The organism is Planotetraspora mira, from assembly GCF_016863275.1.
GTDB lineage: Bacteria > Actinomycetota > Actinomycetes > Streptosporangiales > Streptosporangiaceae > Planotetraspora > Planotetraspora mira.
The window spans coordinates 14,400-31,430 of the sequence record NZ_BOOO01000014.1; the positions used below are offsets into that span (position 1 = coordinate 14,400).

17 protein-coding genes are annotated in these 17,031 nt (G+C 69.8%); 11 read left to right on the plus strand and 6 right to left on the minus strand.

The window, feature by feature from the left end:
* Positions 1-18: 18 nt before the first annotated feature.
* Positions 19-231 carry a DUF2530 domain-containing protein gene (locus Pmi06nite_RS13220; protein ID WP_239113871.1) on the minus strand — a complete coding sequence of 71 codons (213 nt, stop codon included), beginning with the start codon at positions 229-231 and terminating at the stop codon, positions 19-21.
* A gap of 176 nt (positions 232-407) precedes the next feature.
* On the opposite strand from Pmi06nite_RS13220, the gene Pmi06nite_RS13225 reads away from it, so the two are divergent.
* Complete coding sequence (locus tag Pmi06nite_RS13225; RefSeq protein ID WP_203953261.1) at positions 408-1,805, plus strand: NCS2 family permease; 1,398 nt, start codon at positions 408-410, stop codon at positions 1,803-1,805.
* Positions 1,806-1,907: 102 nt separating this feature from the next.
* Here Pmi06nite_RS13225 and Pmi06nite_RS13230 read toward each other — a convergent pair whose 3' ends face one another.
* Both Pmi06nite_RS13230 and Pmi06nite_RS13235 read right to left on the minus strand, forming a co-directional pair.
* Positions 1,908-2,378, minus strand: a complete 471-nt coding sequence (locus tag Pmi06nite_RS13230; RefSeq protein WP_203953262.1) for a hypothetical protein — start codon at positions 2,376-2,378, stop codon at positions 1,908-1,910.
* A 29-nt stretch (positions 2,379-2,407) separates the two neighbouring features.
* Positions 2,408-2,980: a TetR/AcrR family transcriptional regulator gene (locus tag Pmi06nite_RS13235; protein WP_203953263.1), complete on the minus strand. Its 573-nt coding sequence runs from the start codon at positions 2,978-2,980 to the stop codon at positions 2,408-2,410.
* A 219-nt stretch (positions 2,981-3,199) separates the two neighbouring features.
* On the opposite strand from Pmi06nite_RS13235, the gene Pmi06nite_RS13240 reads away from it, so the two are divergent.
* Genes Pmi06nite_RS13240 through thpR form a run of 3 tightly spaced genes read left to right on the plus strand, consistent with a single transcriptional unit; the run spans position 3,200 to position 5,422 of the window.
* The gene (locus Pmi06nite_RS13240; protein WP_203953264.1) at positions 3,200-3,643 is read left to right on the plus strand and encodes a MarR family winged helix-turn-helix transcriptional regulator; all 444 of its coding nucleotides are present in this window, start codon (positions 3,200-3,202) and stop codon (positions 3,641-3,643) included.
* Positions 3,644-3,648: 5 nt separating this feature from the next.
* A complete protein-coding gene (locus Pmi06nite_RS13245) occupies positions 3,649-4,902 on the plus strand; it encodes an MFS transporter (protein WP_203953265.1) in 1,254 nt (417 codons plus the stop codon).
* On the plus strand, positions 4,865-5,422 hold the full coding sequence (thpR, locus tag Pmi06nite_RS13250; RefSeq protein ID WP_203953266.1) for an RNA 2',3'-cyclic phosphodiesterase: 558 nt from the start codon (positions 4,865-4,867) through the stop codon (positions 5,420-5,422). The genes Pmi06nite_RS13245 and thpR overlap by 38 nt, the downstream gene beginning before the upstream one ends.
* 110 nt (positions 5,423-5,532) lie before the next feature.
* On the opposite strand, the gene Pmi06nite_RS13255 is transcribed toward thpR, so the two are convergent.
* On the minus strand, positions 5,533-6,504 hold the full coding sequence (locus Pmi06nite_RS13255; RefSeq protein WP_203953267.1) for an aldo/keto reductase: 972 nt from the start codon (positions 6,502-6,504) through the stop codon (positions 5,533-5,535).
* Positions 6,505-6,558: 54 nt separating this feature from the next.
* Between Pmi06nite_RS13255 and Pmi06nite_RS13260 the strand changes: the two genes are divergently transcribed.
* Complete coding sequence (locus tag Pmi06nite_RS13260) at positions 6,559-7,596, plus strand: hypothetical protein (protein ID WP_203953268.1); 1,038 nt, start codon at positions 6,559-6,561, stop codon at positions 7,594-7,596.
* Positions 7,597-7,626: 30 nt separating this feature from the next.
* Here Pmi06nite_RS13260 and Pmi06nite_RS13265 read toward each other — a convergent pair whose 3' ends face one another.
* Positions 7,627-7,995: a hypothetical protein gene (locus tag Pmi06nite_RS13265; RefSeq protein ID WP_203953269.1), complete on the minus strand. Its 369-nt coding sequence runs from the start codon at positions 7,993-7,995 to the stop codon at positions 7,627-7,629.
* A 118-nt stretch (positions 7,996-8,113) separates the two neighbouring features.
* Here Pmi06nite_RS13265 and lhgD point away from each other — a divergent pair, with 118 nt between their 5' ends.
* The 3 genes from lhgD to Pmi06nite_RS13280 are packed head-to-tail and all read left to right on the plus strand — an operon-like array spanning position 8,114 to position 11,653.
* A complete protein-coding gene (gene lhgD, locus Pmi06nite_RS13270) occupies positions 8,114-9,304 on the plus strand; it encodes an L-2-hydroxyglutarate dehydrogenase (protein ID WP_203953270.1) in 1,191 nt (396 codons plus the stop codon).
* A 13-nt stretch (positions 9,305-9,317) separates the two neighbouring features.
* Complete coding sequence (locus Pmi06nite_RS13275; protein WP_203953271.1) at positions 9,318-10,028, plus strand: response regulator transcription factor; 711 nt, start codon at positions 9,318-9,320, stop codon at positions 10,026-10,028.
* A 5-nt stretch (positions 10,029-10,033) separates the two neighbouring features.
* A complete protein-coding gene (locus Pmi06nite_RS13280; protein ID WP_239113872.1) occupies positions 10,034-11,653 on the plus strand; it encodes a HAMP domain-containing sensor histidine kinase in 1,620 nt (539 codons plus the stop codon).
* Positions 11,654-11,763: 110 nt separating this feature from the next.
* On the opposite strand, the gene Pmi06nite_RS13285 is transcribed toward Pmi06nite_RS13280, so the two are convergent.
* Positions 11,764-13,686, minus strand: coding sequence for an efflux RND transporter periplasmic adaptor subunit (locus Pmi06nite_RS13285; RefSeq protein ID WP_203953272.1), 1,923 nt, complete (start codon positions 13,684-13,686; stop codon positions 11,764-11,766).
* A gap of 150 nt (positions 13,687-13,836) precedes the next feature.
* On the opposite strand from Pmi06nite_RS13285, the gene Pmi06nite_RS13290 reads away from it, so the two are divergent.
* Genes Pmi06nite_RS13290 through Pmi06nite_RS13300 form a run of 3 tightly spaced genes read left to right on the plus strand, consistent with a single transcriptional unit; the run spans position 13,837 to position 17,029 of the window.
* Positions 13,837-15,012: an efflux RND transporter periplasmic adaptor subunit gene (locus tag Pmi06nite_RS13290; protein ID WP_203953273.1), complete on the plus strand. Its 1,176-nt coding sequence runs from the start codon at positions 13,837-13,839 to the stop codon at positions 15,010-15,012.
* Entirely contained in the window at positions 15,009-15,746 is a 738-nt protein-coding gene (locus Pmi06nite_RS13295) for an ABC transporter ATP-binding protein (protein ID WP_203953274.1), read from the plus strand. The genes Pmi06nite_RS13290 and Pmi06nite_RS13295 overlap by 4 nt, the downstream gene beginning before the upstream one ends.
* Positions 15,743-17,029, plus strand: a complete 1,287-nt coding sequence (locus tag Pmi06nite_RS13300) for an ABC transporter permease (protein WP_203953275.1) — start codon at positions 15,743-15,745, stop codon at positions 17,027-17,029. Before Pmi06nite_RS13295 ends, Pmi06nite_RS13300 begins: the two co-directional genes overlap by 4 nt.
* The last annotated feature ends 2 nt before the right edge of the window (positions 17,030-17,031 follow it).

Here is a 17,031-nt window from a genome sequence, read left to right on the forward strand (position 1 = left end):
GTGCGCCGCCGCTGTGTGTCAGCGGCGGCGGGAGTCGCGGCGGTGGACGTAGTAGACGCCGAACAGACCCAGGCCGATCCCTGCCACGCAGGTCCAGATCGACCACGTGTGCACGGGCCGGATGATCAGCAGCACCACCAGGGCGACCGCCCACAGGGCTGTTCCCACCACGAGGGTCATGGTGTCGTTCGTCTTGAGCGGTTGGGGATCTGGTCGGCGCGGCTGGTTCACTCCGCAAGCTTAAGAGATCGCGTGAATCGGGATGACCTCGGATGACGAATTAGTCACAAAAGGACAACTGTGTCTTTTCGTCAAAGGCGTCACCCTGTCACTCTGCGCGCGTGAACCAGACCAGCAGTTCCACTGCAGTTGATCGCTATTTTTCGATCTCAGCGCGTGGCTCCACCATGGGCCAGGAGATCCGCGGCGGCGTCGCCACCTTCTTCACGATGGCCTACATCGTCGTCCTCAACCCCCTCATCATCGGAACCGTCGCGGACAAGACCGGGCAGTATCTCGGCGACGGCAGCGCCTCCAACACCCCCCTGGTCGCGGCCGCGACGGCGTTCGTGGCCGGAATCGTCACGATCGCGATGGGCGTGTTCGGCCGGGTGCCGTTCGCCCTGGCCACCGGTCTCGGCCTGAACGCCTTCCTCGCCTTCGGCATCGCCAGCCAGATGTCCTGGGAAGACGCCATGGGCCTGGTGGTGCTGGAGGGCATCGTCATCGCCATCCTGGTGGTGACCGGCTTCAGGGTCGCGGTGTTCAACGCCATCCCCGCCCAGCTCAAGACCGCGATCAGCGTCGGGATCGGACTGTTCGTCGCGCTCATCGGGTTCGTCGACGCGGGATTCGTGCGGCGCATCCCCGACGCGGCGAACACCACCGTGCCCGTCCAGTTCGGCTCGCTCGGCAACGGGTCGCTGACCGGCTGGCCGACCCTGGTCTTCGTCGTCGGCCTGATCGCGACGGCGTTCCTGGTCGCGCGCAAGGTGAAGGGCGCCATCCTCATCGGCATCGTCGGAACGACGATCTTCGCGGTGGTGGTGGAACTGATCGGCAAGCTCGGGTCCCAGCCCGCGAAGCCGAACGGGTGGAGCCTCAACGTGCCCGCGTTGCCGTCCAAGATCATTGAGGTTCCCGACCTCTCCCTGCTCGGCCAGTTCAGCCTGTTCGGCGCGTTCGCCCAGATCGGCGGTCTCGCGGCGGTCCTGCTGGTCTTCACGCTGATGCTGGCCGACTTCTTCGACACCATGGGCACGATCGTCGGCGTCGGCCGCCAGGCCGGGCTCGTCCGGGAGGACGGGACGATGGAGCGGACCCGCGAGATCCTGCTGGTCGACTCCCTCGCCGCGGCGGCCGGCGGCGCGGCCAGTGTCTCGTCGAACACCACCTACATCGAGTCGGCCTCGGGTGTGGGGGAGGGTGCCCGCACGGGACTGGCGAGCGTGGTCACCGGGGTGCTCTTCCTGCTCGCGATGTTCTTCGCGCCGTTGACCGAGATCGTGCCGTTCGAGGCGGCGACGCCCGCGCTCGTGATCGTGGGCTTCCTGATGATGACCCAGATCAAGGAGATCGATTTCAGCGACTTCGAGATCGCGATCCCGGCGTTCCTGACGATCGTGCTGATGCCGTTCACCTACTCGATCACCGTGGGGATCGGCGCGGGCTTCGTCAGCTACATCGTGATCAAGGCCCTGCGCGGCAAGGCGAAGGAGGTGCACCCGCTGCTGTGGCTCGTGGGGATCCTCTTCGTCGTCTACTTCGCGCTGGAGCCGATCAAGAGCCTTCTCGGGATCGGCTGATGTCGCAGGCCGTCATGGTGTCGGAATCGATCACCATGACGGCCAGGTCGTGCCAAACGCCCGGGCCGTCGCGGATGGACGCCGCCGCCGTGGGAGGGGGCGTCACACCGTGCCGGCGGCGGCGAATGTGCAGATCGCGGCCGCGAGGATGAGTGTGTGCAGGATCATGTGCTCGAGGTTCGGGCGCGGCCGGTCCTTCCGGGTGGGGAGCACGATGACGGTCTTCGCGTAGGTCCGCGCGTACAGTCCGGCCCAGCTTTCTCCGGTGCCCGCGGTCGCCCAGGGCACCGTCACTCCGACGAGATACGGCAGCCACCACAGCGCCAGGCCGCCGAGGACGACGAGCAGTTCGAGGCCCCCTCCGGCGTAGGCGAGGACCGGTAGTCCGGTGAGGCCCGCCACCCCGAGGAGCACGGCGGGGACAAGCATGACGGGCCCGTTGACGGACACTTCGGTGATCTGTTCCGACCTCTTCGCCTCCCGCACGTTGTTGAACGGGAAGAGGTCCACGAGCGTGGTGAGGACGAAGTAGGCGTCGGCCAGGATCAGCAGGACGAGTGCGACGGTGAACATGGGGGAGGCCTTTCGTTCGGGGGGTGGGCTCAGCCGGCGTCGGCGCCGTGACGCGCCTGGACTCCGGCGAGGAACGTGGAGACGGCGATGTCGAACCAGGCGTCGTAGTACGCCTGGGGTGCGACAGGCGGCTCAGGGGCCTCGCCGAACTCGGCGAGGGCATGACCGGTCACGAGGATGTAGAGCGACTGCACCAGGAACAGCGCCTCCTCGTCGGTGACGCGCAGACCCGCGTGCATCGAGGTCAGCACCAGGGGGATCGCCTTCTCGAACACCTCGGGCGACGCGTTCCGTACGGCGACGACGGCGGCGGCGCCCGGATGGGTGCGCAGGGCGTCCCGCAGGGCGTGTGCCATTCCGCTCAGCAGTTCACGCCACCCCAGACCGGGGGTCAGCGTCACGATCACCTGCGCGGCGACGCGGTCGGCGACCAGTTGGAGCAGCGCGGCCTTGTTCGGCACGTGGTAGTAGAGCGACGCCGCCTTCACATCGAGGCGCGCGGCCAGCGTGCGCATCGAGAGCGCGGCGAAGCCCTCCTGATCGAGGAGGTCGAACACCTCACGAAGGATCGACTCGATGTCCAGACGTGCCGCCGGGCTCATGACGGCTCCTTTCTAACGCTGTTAGGCAGAAACTAACATCGTTAGAATGGACGCGCAAGCGGCCCGTCCGGGAGGCCGGGACCTTCTTGCGGCGGAGAGGGGGCGACCTGGTCCCCGTGGCTGCGTCACACTGGGGGACCGCCTCGCGCCCGCGAGGCTCTGAGCTCGCGAATTGCGGAATATCGCTGCGCGACATAAAGTTAGCAAAGGTAATGAGACATGCTAACAAAGACAGAGAACCTACGCAGCGACGCCGGCCTCGCGTCCGCGTTGCGCGTTTCGCTCGCGCGGCTGAACCGTCGGCTGCGCAAGCAGGGCGCGCACCACTCGCTGACCCCCACCCAACTCGCGACGCTGGCGGCTGTAGAGAGCCACACCGAGATGACCCCCGGAGAGCTGGCGGAGCACGAGAAGGTGCAGCCGCCCTCGATGACACGGGTGATCGCCAAGCTGGAGGAGCGGGGTCTGCTGGCACGCAAGCCCCACCCGACGGACCGGCGGCAGGTCACCGTCCGCCTGACGGAGGCGGGGACGGCGCTGCTCAAGGAGGAGCGCCGGATGAAGGAAGCCTGGCTGGCGCGGCAGCTCAAGGAGTTGACGCCGGAGGAGAGGGCGGCGCTGCGCGTGGCCGCCCCGATTCTGGCGAGGCTCTCCCAGATGTAGGGGGGATGTTCCGCTCGCTGCGCAACTACAACTACCGGCTGTTCGCGGCCGGTGGTGTGGTGTCCAACGTCGGCACCTGGATGCAGCGGACGGCGCAGGACTGGCTGGTCCTCGACCTCACAGGCGGCAGCGGCTCCGCGCTCGGCGTGACCGTCGCGCTGCAGTTCCTGCCGGTGATGTTGTTCGGCCTGTGGGGCGGGATGCTCGCGGACCGCTACCCCAAGCGGCGCGTGCTGGTCGTCGCCCAGACGCTGATGGGCCTGCTCGCGCTCAGCATGGGCGTGCTCGTCCTGACCGGTTCCGTGCAGGTGTGGCACGTCTACGTGATGGCCTTCACCCTCGGCCTGGTCTCCTGTGTCGAAGTCCCGACGCGGCAGTCGTTCGTCGTGGAGATGGTGGGCCGCAAGGACCTGCCGAACGCGATCGCGCTCAACAGTTCGACGTTCAACCTGGCCAGGGTCGTCGGCCCCGCCGTCGCGGGCGTGCTCATCTACTGGATGGGGACCGGCCCGATCTTCCTGCTGAACGCGGTGTCGTTCGCCGCCGTGATCACCGGGCTGATCCTGATGCGGGGGTCGGAGCTGCGCAGCCCCGAGCCGGTTCCGCGGGCCAGAGGCCAGCTCAGGGAGGGGCTGCGCTACGTCTTGGAGCGGCCGGACCTCCTGCTGCCGCTGCTCATCGTCGGTTTCATGGCGATCTTCGCGCAGAGCTTCACGACCAGCATCGCCCTCATGGCCAGGGAGGTGTACGGCGCGGGCGCGTCGTCGTTCGGCATCGCGTCCAGCGCGTTCGCCGTGGGGGCCCTCGGGGGCGCGTTGCTGGCGGCCCGGCGGGTCAAGCAGAGCCGCCGGTTCCTGCTCGCCGGATCCGCGTGCTTCGGCGTCTTCCAGATCGCCGCCGGGCTCGCTCCCGACTACGCGGCTTTCCTGCTCCTGCTGGTCCCGGCGGGGATGGCCATGATCACGGTCAACACCACCGCGAACACCATGGTGCAACTCGGTTCGTCGCCGGAGATGCGCGGCCGGGTCATGGGGATCTACGTGCTCGTCTTCACGGCGGGAGCGCCCGTCGGGTCGCCGCTCGTGGGATGGCTGGCCGAGTCGGCGGGCCCCCGGGTCGCGGTCGTGATCGCCGGCGCGCTGAGTGTCGTGGGCGTCGGCCTCGCCGCACTGCTGACCAAGGTCGTCGCCGCCCGTGCGGCCGCTGGGGAACAATCGGTCAGTGAGCAGGTTGTTCCTGGCGCTGTTGCCGCCGTCTGACGCGCTGGAGGAGGTCGCCGCGGCGATCGGCCCCGTGCGGGCCGAATGGCCGGGCCTGCGCTGGATCGACCCGGCCCTGTGGCACGTGACCCTCGCCTTCCTCGGCGAGGTCCCCGACCGGGTGCTGCCCGACCTGCACGTACGGCTGGCCAGAGCCGCATCCCGCCACCCGCCGGCGACGTTGTCGTTCGCGGGGTCCGGAGCCTTTCCCTCTCCCGCTCACGGGAGGGTCTTCTGGACCGGCCTCGGCGGCGGCCCGTCGCTGAAGGGGCTGGCGGACTCGCTCGCGGCGGGGGCGCGGCGGGCCGGGGCGATGGAGAAGGACCGCATGCGGTTCCATCCCCACCTCACCCTGGCCCGCTCAAGGGACGGGGCCGACCTGTGGCCCCTGGTCCGCGCCACGAGCACGTTCAGCGGGCGCCCCTGGGAGGCGAGAGCCGTACATCTGATGCGAAGCCACCTTGGGCCGCGCGTTCGTTACGAGCCGGTCGAGGCGTATTCACTCGGTCGTCGCGACTAGGCTCCTTGCCGTGGATCGTCCTCGTCGCTGGTTGCTGCCCACGGTGCTCGCGCTGCTCGTGCTCATCGTGGTGGTCGGGACACTGGTGGGATGACGCGGGCGGTCGACCCCTACCAGGCGTACGCCTCGGGGGCGGCGTGGCCGGGACCGGGGAAGATCTCGTCGAGACGGGCGAGCGCGTCTTCGTCGATCCCCGTGTGCATGACCTGGTTCGCGCCCTCGAGTTGCCCGAGCGTGCGCGGCCCGATGATCGGAGCGACGACGGCCGGCTGGCAGAGCAGCCAGGCGAGCGCCACCACGGTGGGATCCGCGCCGATCTCCGCGCAGAACGCCTCGTACTCCTCGATCTTGCTCCGGTGCTTGTCCACCTCGGCGAGCATGGTGTCGGTGCCGGACCGCCCCTTCTCGATCTTCTTCAGCACGCCGGAGAGCAGGCCGCCCGCGAGAGGGCTCCACGGGATCACGCCGATGCCGTAGTCCTCCGCGGCCGGCAGGAGTTCGAGTTCGGGCAGGCGGTTGAGCAGGTTGTAGTGCGTCTGCTCGCTGACCAGGCCGAGGAAGTTCCGGCGCCGGGCGGCCTCCTGGGCCTTGGCGAGGTGCCATCCGGCGAAGTTCGACGAACCGACGTAAAGGATCTTGCCCTGCTGCCGCAGGACCTCCATGGCCTCCCAGAACTCGTCGAACGGCGTGTTCCTGTCGATGTGGTGGGCCTGGTAGAGGTCGATGTAGTCGGTCTGCAGGCGCTTCAGTGAGGCGTCGGCGGCCCGGCGGATGCTCAGTGCCGACAGTCGGCGCTCGTTCGGCCAGTCGCCCATGATGCTGTAGACCTTGGTCGCGATGACGGTCCGCTCCCGGCGTCCGCCCCCCTTCGCGAACCACCGGCCGATGATCTGCTCGGTGACACCTTCGCCCTTCTTCTGGCCGTAGGTGTTGGCGGTGTCGAAGAAGTTGATCCCGAGTTCGTGGGCGCGATCCATGATCGCGTGTGAGTCGTCCTCGGTGGTCTGCGGGCCGAAGTTCATCGTGCCGAGGCAGAGCCTGCTGACCTGTAGACCGGTTCGTCCAAGTTGTTGATATTCCACCGCGCCAGACTATGCAGCGACGCGGAGGGCTGGCGCATCGGGAATGATTGCCGCATGGGGATCTCGCCGGTGAATCGGGTCAAGAGGGCGTTCTGGCCGGTGGCGTGTCTCCTCGCCGTCTCCTTCGCCGTTCTGTCTCCGCCGGTGAGCGCACACGCCGACGACGACAAGCACCTCTTCACGATCAAGGACAAACGCGTCACCGAGTCCAGCGGGCTGGCGTTCTCGCCGACGCACAAGGGCGTCGTCTACACGCACAACGACAGCGGCGGCTCACCGACCGTCTACGCCGTGGGTCTCGACGGCCGGACGCGGGCGGCCTTCACCCTCGCCGGTGCGGTCGCCAGGGACTGGGAGGCGATGGCGACCTCCGTCGACGCCAAGACAGGCCGGGGCGTGTTGTGGATCGGCGACATCGGCGACAACCTGGATGGCGCCTGGCCGGACATCTCCGTGTACAAGGTCGTCGAGCCTCGCACGCTGGCCGACGCGACGCTCCAGGCGACCCGTTACCGCTTCCGCTACAAGGACGGCGCCCGCAACGCCGAGGGCCTGATGGTCGACCCCCGCTCCGGCCGGCTCTACGTCGTGAGCAAGGAAATCGACGGGTCGATCTACCAGGCGCCCGCGAAGCTGCGGACCGACAGGGTGAACGTGCTCCGCCGGGTCGGGTCCGCCCCCATCATGGCCACCGACGCCGCCTTCGCCCCCGACGGTTCGAGCTTCGTGATCAGGACGTACTTCTCCGCCTCGGTCTTCCGCTCGCCCGACCATCTGATCGCGCACGTGACGATGCCGCCCCTGAACCAGTCCGAGTCCGTCACCTACACGCCGGACGGCACCGCCCTGCTGACGGGTTCCGAGGGTGCGCGGAGCCCGGTCTATGAGGTGCCGCTCCCGTCCGAGGCCCGTGCGCGACCCGCGACGGCCACCCGCTCTCCGACGGCCACCCCGGCTGCGCGGAACTCGACCGCGGCGGCAGAGAAGGCCGGCGACACCGGCGTCCCGGCCTCGATGATCGTCTTATGGGTGGCGGTCGCCGCCGGAGCGATCGGTGTGATCCTCGTGATCGCCTGGCGGACCGCCCGCTGAGGCAGGCGGCGCGGTGAGTGCCCGCGGCTGTCAGTGCCGGAGCTTCTCGGTGAACCTCTCGCCACGAAGGGCCCGTTCGACGAGATCGACGGCCTGCGCGAGCCGTACGAGCCGGGGACCCTCGCTGCGGTAGGCCTCGAGCACCGCCTCGACGGCGTGCGGAGGCAGATGATCCTTCAGGTCGACGGCGGCGCCCCGATAGCCCTCCCTGGCGGCCTGGATCGACGCGCGCACGTGGTGGCCGGCCATCCGCGCCAGCGCGATCGGGTGACGCCGTAGCACTCCATAGGCGCGGTAGTCCGGCGGCACCGCGTCGAGCAGCCACGCCATCGCGGACAGTTCCCAGTCGGGGCTGTCGGGCGGGCGGACCTCATGCGGCCATTCCGGCGGCACGTACATGGCCGCCAGTCTACCGAACGTCAGTTCGATCTCGGGTGAGTGGCAGACGAGTCCGCGAGGGCTGGGGGACAATGGCGGGCGTGGTGCCCTTATTCAGCCTTTTGTCCGCCGGAGCGACATGAAGCTTGGAATCATCGGTGCGGGAATCCTCGGTCTGGCCGTCGCCAGGGAGATGGCGCGATCGGGCGCCGAGGTGACCGTGCTGGACAAGGAAGCCGAGGTCGCGGCCCACCAGACCGGGCACAACAGCGGGGTCGTCCACGCGGGGATCTACTACACCCCGGGTTCCCTGAAGGCGACCCTCTGCCGGGACGGCATGGCGATGCTCAGGGAGTATTGCGCCGAGCACGGGTTGCCGTACGACGAGGTCGGCAAACTCGTCGTCGCGTCCACCCGCTCCGAGATGGCGGGACTGCGCCGGATAGCCGATCGCGCCAGGGAGAACCAGGTGCCGGGCATCGCGGAGGTCGACGCCCTCGGCCTGCGGGAGATCGAGCCGGACGCGGTCGGCGTCGGCGCGGTCCACTCCCCGCACACCGCGATCACCGACTTCCCGGCCATCGCGCGCCGCCTCGCCGCCGACGTGACGGACACGGGCGGCACCGTACGGCTCTCGCATCCGGTCCGGGGCATCAGGGAGACGTCCCGGGGGGTCGAGGTCGTGGCGGGCACGTCGCGGTTCACCTTCGACCGGGTGATCTCCTGCGCGGGGCTCGGCACCGACAGGGTGGCGGCCATGGCCGCGGCGCCGGGTGACGTGCGGATCATCCCCTTCCGCGGTGAGTACTACAAGCTGACGGACACGGCGAAGACCATGGTGCGCGGGCTGATCTATCCCGTGCCCGACCCCCGTTATCCGTTCCTGGGCGTGCACCTGACCCGCAGGATCGACGGCGAGGTGCTGGTCGGGCCCAACGCGGTGCTGGCGCTGGCCCTCGAGGGCTACTCGTGGGGCGACGTCTCCCTCAAGGATCTGCGGCGGATCGTGACCTGGCCGGGCACCCGGCGGATGGCGGCGACGCACTGGCGCACCGGGGTGCGGGAGGTGTACGGCTCGCTCGCGAAGGGGTCGTTCCTGTCAGCCGCGCGGCGTTACGTTCCCGCGCTGACCTCCGGCGACATCGTCAGGACGCGAGGGGGAGTCCGGGCTCAGGCCGTGGCGCGGGACGGGGCGCTGCTCGACGACTTCGCCATCGACGTGCACGGACGGATCGTCCTGGTCAGGAACGCCCCTTCACCTGCCGCGACGTCCAGCCTGGCCATCGCCCGGCATATCGCCTTAACGGCTGCCTTAACTTCGAACTCCTAAAGTGCTGGATGCCATGGTCACTGCATCTCCCGAAGCTCGGCTGCTCGTCGTAGAGGACGAGCCCAACATCCTGGAACTCCTGGCTGCCAGCCTCCGGTTCGCGGGATTCGACGTCAACACCGCCTCCAACGGAGGCGAGGCGGTCGCGGCCGCCCAGCGTCACCGGCCCGACCTGATCGTTCTCGACGTCATGCTGCCCGACATGGACGGTTTCGACATCGTGCGCAGGCTCCGCGGCGGGGGTACGCACACCCCGGTGGTCTTCCTCACCGCGAGAGACGCGACGGAGGACAAGGTCCGCGGTCTCACGCTCGGCGGGGACGACTACGTGACCAAGCCCTTCAGCCTCGAAGAGGTCGTCGCGAGGATCAGAGCCGTGCTCCGCCGGACGAGCGGCGACCCGATGGCGATCGCCCCCCGGCTGACCTTCGCCGACATCGAGCTTGACGAGGAGTCGCACGAGGTGTGGCGCGCGGGGGCCGCCGTCCCGCTGTCGCCGACCGAGTTCAAGCTGTTGCGGTACTTCATGGCCAACGCAGGAAGAGTCCTGTCCAAGGCGCAGATTCTGGACCACGTGTGGGACTACGACTTCCGCGGTGACGCCGGAATCGTCGAGTCCTACGTCTCGGTGTTGCGCCGCAAACTCGACAACGCCCATCCGCGGCTCATCCACACCCTCCGGGGAGTCGGATACGTCATGCGGACACCGCCGTCCGCCGCCTGAGCGTCGTGTCGGGGCGCACGCCGCTGCGGATCCGGCTGAGCGCGGCCATGCTGGCGCTGGTCGCCGTGGCCATGGCCGTCATCGGCGTGGGCAGCGTCTCCGCCCTCCGTCACTACCTCGTGTCCCGCGTGGACATGCAGCTCGAGATGGTCACCGCCGACGTGGCCGTGCGGCTGGAACGCGGGCCCGCACTCCTGGCCAGGCTCAGGGTCCCGCCGGAGGGCCGCGTCGAGGTCCGCGACGCCACGGGAAAGATGATCGCCGCGCAGGCGGGGATGGCCGTCGAGAGCCTCCCCGGCCCGGCCGCCGTCAGCTCGCAGACCCCCCGGACCGTCCCGGCGGTGTCGGGTGACGGGTTGTGGCGCGCGCGGGTGGTTCCCGTCAGCGGCCTCGGCAGCGTGGTCGTCGCCGTCGACTTCGCCTCCGTGCGTCAGATCACGGGCCGGCTCGCGCTCATCGAACTGCTGGTCGGCGGCGTCGTGATGGTCGTGCTCGCCGTCGTCGGCGTCCTGATCGTACGGCGGAGCCTGCGCCCGCTGACGGAGATCGAGCGGACGGCGGAGGACATCGCCCAAGGCGACCTCAGCAGCCGGATCCCGGATCGCGACCCCCGCACCGAGGTCGGCCGGCTGGCCCGCTCGCTGAACGGCATGCTGGCGCAGATCGAGACGGCCTTCGAGGCCCGCGCGGCGTCGGAGGCGTCCGCGCGCGAGTCGGAGGCCAGGATGCGGCGCTTCGTCGCGGACGCCTCCCACGAGTTGCGGACGCCTCTCACGTCCATCAGGGGGTTCGCCGAGTTCCACCGCCAGGTTCCGGACGCCGACACGACCCGGCTGATGGGGCGGATCGAGAGCGAGGCCGCCCGCATGGGCCTGCTCGTCGAGGACCTCCTGCTGCTCGCCCGCCTGGACCAGCAGCGTCCGCTTCAGTCGGAGCCCGTCGACCTGCTCGCGGTCGCCGCGGACGCCGTCCACGACACCAGGATCCTGTGCCCTGACCGGGACGTGTCCCTCGACGTCCAGGGCGACGTGGCGCTCATCGTCATGGGGGACGAGGTGCGGCTGCGGCAGGTCGTCGGAAACCTGATGAGCAACGCGACCATCCACACTCCCGGCGGGACCCCCATCACGATGCGGCTCGGGACGACGGGCGTGCAGGCGTTCGTCGAGGTCGCCGACCAGGGGCCCGGGCTCACGAAGGAGGAGGCCGAGCGGGTCTTCGAGCGCTTCTACCGCGCCGATCCGTCGCGGACCAGGCCGTCCGGGGGCAGCGGGCTCGGGCTGGCCATCGTCGACTCGCTCATCCGGGCGCACGGGGGAGCGGTCAGCGTCCGCACGGCACCGGGCGAGGGCGCGGCCTTCCGCATCGTCGTTCCGCTCGCGCCCGAGGCTCTGGCCGCCGACGACGGCCTGGACGACGACGGCCTGGACGACGACGGTCTGGACGATGACGGCTTAGACGACGGTGGCCTGGACGACGGCGGCTCCGGCGACACCGACCTCGCTGAGGCCTTGTCAGCGGCGGCGGTCCCTGGGGAAGCCGTCACCCCCGCCGTCTCCGGCGAGTTGGAGGCGCTCCGGCTCGAACCGGAAGCGGTGCCCGCCGTCCCCGAAGCGCCCCGTTAGCCCGTCGGCCTTGTTAGATCGCCAGCCTTGTTAGGTCGCCGGCCTCGGACGGCCGGTGACCTCGAGGGCCCGCTCGGCGGACCGAAGCCCTGAGGTCAAGCCTGCCGCCCTCAGCTCGCCCCGGGGAAGCCCTCGTCGGGGAAGCCGCCACCTGCGGACCCGGTCGGAAGGACGACCTGATCCCCGTCGGTGAGCCCGTCGACGATCTCCACGTACTGGTCACCGCGGATGCCGGTCTTCACGGTCCGCTGCACCTGGCCGCCGCCCTGCTGGACCGTCACCGTCGCCGTCCCGTCGGGGAGCGTCCGTACGGCCTGCGCCGGCACGTACAGGGCGTCGTCGGCCGTACCGGTGGTCACCTGTGCCGTCGCGCTCTGCCCGAGCAGCAGGTTGGCCGGCTGGTCCTTGAAGGAGATCGTCACGCCGTAGCGGACGAGCTGGCCGCTTGTGGTCGCCGTGGGGTCGATGTGGGCGACGGTGCCGTCGTACTCCTCACCCGGATGGGTGGCCAGCGTGATCGTGGCTTTCTGGCCCACTTTCAGGGACTGGATGTCCGACTGGGTGAACATCGCCTGCAACTGGAGGTCGCCGAGATCGCCGAGCGTGATGAAGGTGCCGGCCGTGTACTGCGTTCCCACGGTTCCCGCGACCGACAGGATCGTCCCGTCGTCGGGAGCCGTGATCTTCACACCCGCGAGCGCCTGCTTGGCGTCGGCGAGGTCGGAGGTGGCCTTGCTGACCGAGGCCTCCGCCTCCGCCTCGGTCATCGGCGTACCGCCGCCGCCGCGACCCCCCGAGCCGCCGAAACCTCCTCCACCCTGGCCGCCGCCCCGGCCGGAGCCTCCACCCTGACCGCCGCCGGGTCCCCCGCCTTGACCGCCTCCACCCTGTCCGGGCGTTCCGCCTCCCGGAGAGCAACTCGGCGAGGGCGTGGCGGACGGTGGCGCGGGTCGCGTCGGAGTGGGTGACGGCGTCGCGTGCGTGGGAGACGCGCTGGGCGTGGGTGTGGGCGTGGGTGTCGGTGTCGGGGTGGTGGTCGCGGTGGGCGTCGGCGAAGGGCTGGGATGCTTGACCCTGGTCTGCCGGGCTTGGTCGGCCGTGGTTGCGCTCAAGCCGCTCGCGGATGCGCCGGCGTTCTTCGCAGCGCTGTCGGCGGTGGCGCTTCCCGCTGCGCCGCCGGTCTTCGCCGTGCTCCCGCCGGATCCGCTCGTCGCCGTGCGTCCCGTCCCGGCGCCGCTCGTACGGCCGGCGGGGGTCGGTGTGGGCGTCGGAGTCGGTGTGGGGGCGGACAAGACGAGTGGCGGATGCTTCCGGCCGTGACCGCCGGACTCGAACGACACCAGGGACACGTTGAGGGCCAGCCAGCTCTGGCTGGACGCCACGTCCGCGGATGCGGATGAGGGGGTCGAAGCGGAGGCGGAGGCCGGAGTGGCGGTGATGCAGGACGGCGAGGAGCCCCCTGAGCCCCCTGAGCCTCCTGAGCTCCCGGACCCGCCGGAGCCTCCCGAACCCTGGGAACTCCCGGCGCCCTGGGAACCGCCAGAGGGTGAGCCTGAGGAGCCGCGCCCCGACGAGCCCGATGAGGCGCCCTGGCCTGAGGACGTGCGGGCCATGGCCGGGATGACCGTGACACCCCCGGACGCCGACGTCGTGGTCACCGAGGTGCCGGCCTCGACCTTGTCGAGGGTGTCCTGCGCGGCGGCCAGCGCCGCCTTGGCGGCGTCGTAGTTCTCACGGGCGATCGTGTCGTCGATACGGGCCAGCACGCGGCCCTTCTTCACCTTGTCCCCGGCCTTGACGTTGAGCTTCTGCACCGTGCCCGCCGCCCCGAACGCCAGGTCGCTCACGCCGTCGTTGACGGTGTTGCCCGCGGCGGAGACGTACGCCGACACGCTGCCGCGCTTGGCCGCGGCGAGCGAGATCTGCCCGGCCGCCGAGGATTCGCCGCTGTTCACATAGATCACGGCGAAGCTCGCGATGGCGACCCCGGCGAGGGCCAGTCCCCCGACGCGGATCGGAATGCTCGGTGTCATGGCGGCCATCCTTGTGACGCCACGTCATCGCCCGCTTGGCCCCACCTGAGAGTTGTCTGAAAATACGGCTTCCAGGAAAAATGCGGCTTCCAGGAAACTGTCAGCATCGGCCGAGGTTGCCCGAAGCGGGATCCGCCAGGGTTCAGCATCGTGAAGCTGTCGACGAAGCGCAGAGCGCTGATCATCAACGGCGTCCTGGGAGTGTTGCTGCTCGGTGGAGTCGGCGTGGCCTACGGCTCCCTCGGGAGCGACTCATCGAACGAGGCGGCGCCGCTGACCACGCGGGTGACGCGCGCAACGGTGTTGTCCTCGGTGTCGGCCTCCGGCTCCGTCGCAAGCTCCCGGACGAGATCCCTCGATTTCGGTACGAGCGGCACGGTCGAGTCGATCGCGGTCGAGTCAGGCGACAAGGTGAAGAAGGGCCGCGTGCTCGCGCGCCTCGACGACACCGCCGCGCAGGAGAGTCTCGACGCCGCACAGGCCGCCCTGGACGCCGCGGACGCGGGCGACACCTCGACCCCGTCCGGCTACTCGCAGTACATCAGTGCGAGGAATTCCTACCGGGCGGCCAAGCGCGCCGTCGCGGGCACGGAGATCAAGGCGCCGTTCGCCGGGACCATCGTCGCGGTCAACGGCTCGGAGGGCGGGTCGTCGGGCGGCTCGGGGGGCAGCGCCTCCTCCAGCGGATCGTCGGGCGGGTCCGGTTCGGGTGGCGGCTCAGGCGGAGGGTCGTCGAGCGCCGCCGCCACGTCGAGCACGGGCACCGGGTTCATCGAGATCGCCGACCCGGCGCGACTGCAGATCGTCGGGCAGTTCACCGAGGCCGACGTGACCAAGCTCAAGGTGGGCCAGGCGGCCTCCGTCAGCTTCGACGCGCTGACCGGAGTGACCGCGAACGGCAAGGTGACCGTCATCGACCCGCAACCTCAGACCAGCAACAACGTCGTCCAGTACGCGGTGACGATCTCGCTGAGCGGCGTCCCGAAGACCGTACGGCTCGGCCAGACGGCCAGCGTCCAGGTCACCGTCGCCAAGGTCGACGACGCACTGGCCGTGGCCAACGCCGCGGTCACCACCGCCGGCGGCCGGAGCACCGTCAAGGTCCTCGAGAACGGCAAGCAGGTCGTCAAGCCGGTCGAGATCGGCGTCAAGGGCGACACCCTCACCGAGATCAAGTCAGGGCTCAATGAGGGCGACCAGGTCGTCAGGAACCTGTCCACGACGACCGGCACCGGCGGGGGCTTCCAGTTCCCCGGTGGCGGCGGCGGAGCGTTCGGCGGTGGCGGCGGTGGCGGCTTCGGCGGCGGCCGGGGAGGCAGAGGATGACCGGGCAGGCGCCGGTACTGGACATCCGGGCCGTGGCCAAGGTGTACGGCGAGGGCGAGACCGCGGTCCACGCGCTTCGGGGCGTGTCCCTGAGGGTCGAGCAGGGCGATTACGTGGCGATCATGGGTGCCTCCGGGTCGGGCAAGTCGACGCTGATGAACATCATCGGCTGCCTGGACGTCCCGTCGTCGGGGAGCTATCTCCTCGACGGCACGAACGTGGGCGTGCTCGACGAGGTGCGACTGGCGATCGTCCGCAACCGCAAGATCGGCTTCGTGTTCCAGTCGTTCAACCTCATCCCGCGGATGAGCGCGCTGGCCAACGTCGAGTTGCCGTTGGCGTACGGCGGGGTGAAGGCGGCGGAGCGGCGCAGGAGGGCATTGGCGGCGCTGGACCAGGTGGGTCTCGCACAGCGGGTCGGCCACCAGCCCAACGAACTGTCCGGCGGTCAGCAGCAGCGGGTGGCGCTGGCTCGTGCGCTGGTCACGGCGCCGACGTTGCTGCTCGCCGACGAGCCGACCGGAGCCTTGGACAGCAAGTCCAGCGACGACGTGATGCGGATCTTCGATGGGCTCAGCGCGGACGGCCGGACCATCGTGCTGATCACCCATGAGGACGACGTCGCCGCGCATGCCAAGCGGGTGATCCGGCTGATGGACGGCGAGGTGGTCGAGGACGCCCGCAGGTCGCCGGTCGGCGGCCTGCCCCCACGGCTGGCAGAGGTGACCACGTGAACCCGTTCGAGGTCCTGCGTTTCGCGCTCCGCGGCCTGGCGGCCAACAAGCTCCGCAGCACACTCACCACGCTCGGCATCCTGATCGGCGTCGCGGCGGTGATCCTTCTGGTCGCCGTCGGCGAGGGCTCCTCGCAGCAGATCCAGCAGAACATCCAGCGCCTGGGCGCCAACTCGCTGACCATCTCCCCGTCCACATCGGGAGGCGGCGGCGGCGGTGGTGGCGGCGGTGGCGGTTTCGCCCGGCTGCTCGGCGGCGGGGGAGGCGGACGGCAGCAGGGCTCGGGCCCGCGCACCCAGGCCAAGAACCTGACGGTGGAGGACGCCCGCGCACTGGCGGACCCGTCCGGCGCGCCCTCGGTCAAGAGTGTGTCCCCGGTGGTGACGGCGCAGTCGCAGACGGCCACCTACGAGGGCGCCAGCCACGTGATCCCCCAACTCGTCGGCACGTACCCGAGTTACTTCGAGACGTCGAACAAGCCGGTGGTCAAGGGCACGTACTTCTACAACGACGACGTGATGGCCGCCAGGAAGGTCGTGGTCATCGGGAACACCGTCGCCGAGGATCTGTTCGGCGCGGTCGACCCGGTGGGCAAGCAGATCGTGGTGTCCGGAGTGCCGTTCACGGTCGTGGGCGTGCTGAAGGAGGCCGGGTCGTCGGGGTTCCAGGACGCCGACGACGTGGCGATCGCCCCACTGCCCGCGGTGCAGCAGAGCCTGACCGGGTTCGGGCCGCTCGGCCAGATCCTGGTGCAGGCCAAGAGCGCCGAGGCGGTGGACTCGGCCCAGGCCGAGGTGACCGACATCCTCAACCAGCGCCACGGCATCACTGGGACGGCGACCGCCGACTTCCGCATTCTCAACCAGGCGACGCTGCAGGAGACGGTCAGCGCCGCCACCGGCACCTTCACGGTGCTGCTCGGCGCCGTGGCCGCGATCAGCCTGCTGGTGGGCGGCATCGGCATCACGAACATCATGCTGGTCACCGTCACCGAGCGGACCAGGGAGATCGGCATCCGCAAGGCGATCGGCGCGCCCCGGGGGGCCATTCTCGGCCAGTTCCTCGTCGAGGCGACCGTGCTCAGCCTCGTCGGCGGCCTGTTAGGCGTGCTGATCGCGGTGATCGGCGCCCAGTTCACGATCGCGGGGGTCAAGCCCGTCCTCGTGCCGCTTTCGATCGTGCTGGCTCTCGCGGTCTCGGTCGTGATCGGCCTGTTCTTCGGCAGCTATCCCGCCAACCGCGCCGCCAAGCTGCGGCCTATCGAAGCCCTGCGCTTCGAGTGACA

Bases quoted from the DNA above. Each gene is read 5' to 3' on its own strand.
- lhgD (WP_203953270.1), top strand. From the start codon at position 8,114: ATGAAGCTTGGAATCATCGGTGCGGGAATCCTCGGTCTGGCCGTCGCC.
- Pmi06nite_RS13245 (WP_203953265.1), top strand. From the start codon at position 3,649: ATGTTCCGCTCGCTGCGCAACTACAACTACCGGCTGTTCGCGGCCGGT.
- Pmi06nite_RS13230 (WP_203953262.1), bottom strand. From the start codon at position 2,378: ATGTTCACCGTCGCACTCGTCCTGCTGATCCTGGCCGACGCCTACTTC.
- Pmi06nite_RS13240 (WP_203953264.1), top strand. From the start codon at position 3,200: ATGCTAACAAAGACAGAGAACCTACGCAGCGACGCCGGCCTCGCGTCC.
- Pmi06nite_RS13275 (WP_203953271.1), top strand. From the start codon at position 9,318: ATGGTCACTGCATCTCCCGAAGCTCGGCTGCTCGTCGTAGAGGACGAG.
- Pmi06nite_RS13265 (WP_203953269.1), bottom strand. From the start codon at position 7,995: ATGTACGTGCCGCCGGAATGGCCGCATGAGGTCCGCCCGCCCGACAGC.
- Pmi06nite_RS13260 (WP_203953268.1), top strand. From the start codon at position 6,559: ATGGGGATCTCGCCGGTGAATCGGGTCAAGAGGGCGTTCTGGCCGGTG.
- Pmi06nite_RS13295 (WP_203953274.1), top strand. From the start codon at position 15,009: ATGACCGGGCAGGCGCCGGTACTGGACATCCGGGCCGTGGCCAAGGTG.
- Pmi06nite_RS13225 (WP_203953261.1), top strand. From the start codon at position 408: ATGGGCCAGGAGATCCGCGGCGGCGTCGCCACCTTCTTCACGATGGCC.
- Pmi06nite_RS13235 (WP_203953263.1), bottom strand. From the start codon at position 2,980: ATGAGCCCGGCGGCACGTCTGGACATCGAGTCGATCCTTCGTGAGGTG.
- Pmi06nite_RS13285 (WP_203953272.1), bottom strand. From the start codon at position 13,686: ATGACACCGAGCATTCCGATCCGCGTCGGGGGACTGGCCCTCGCCGGG.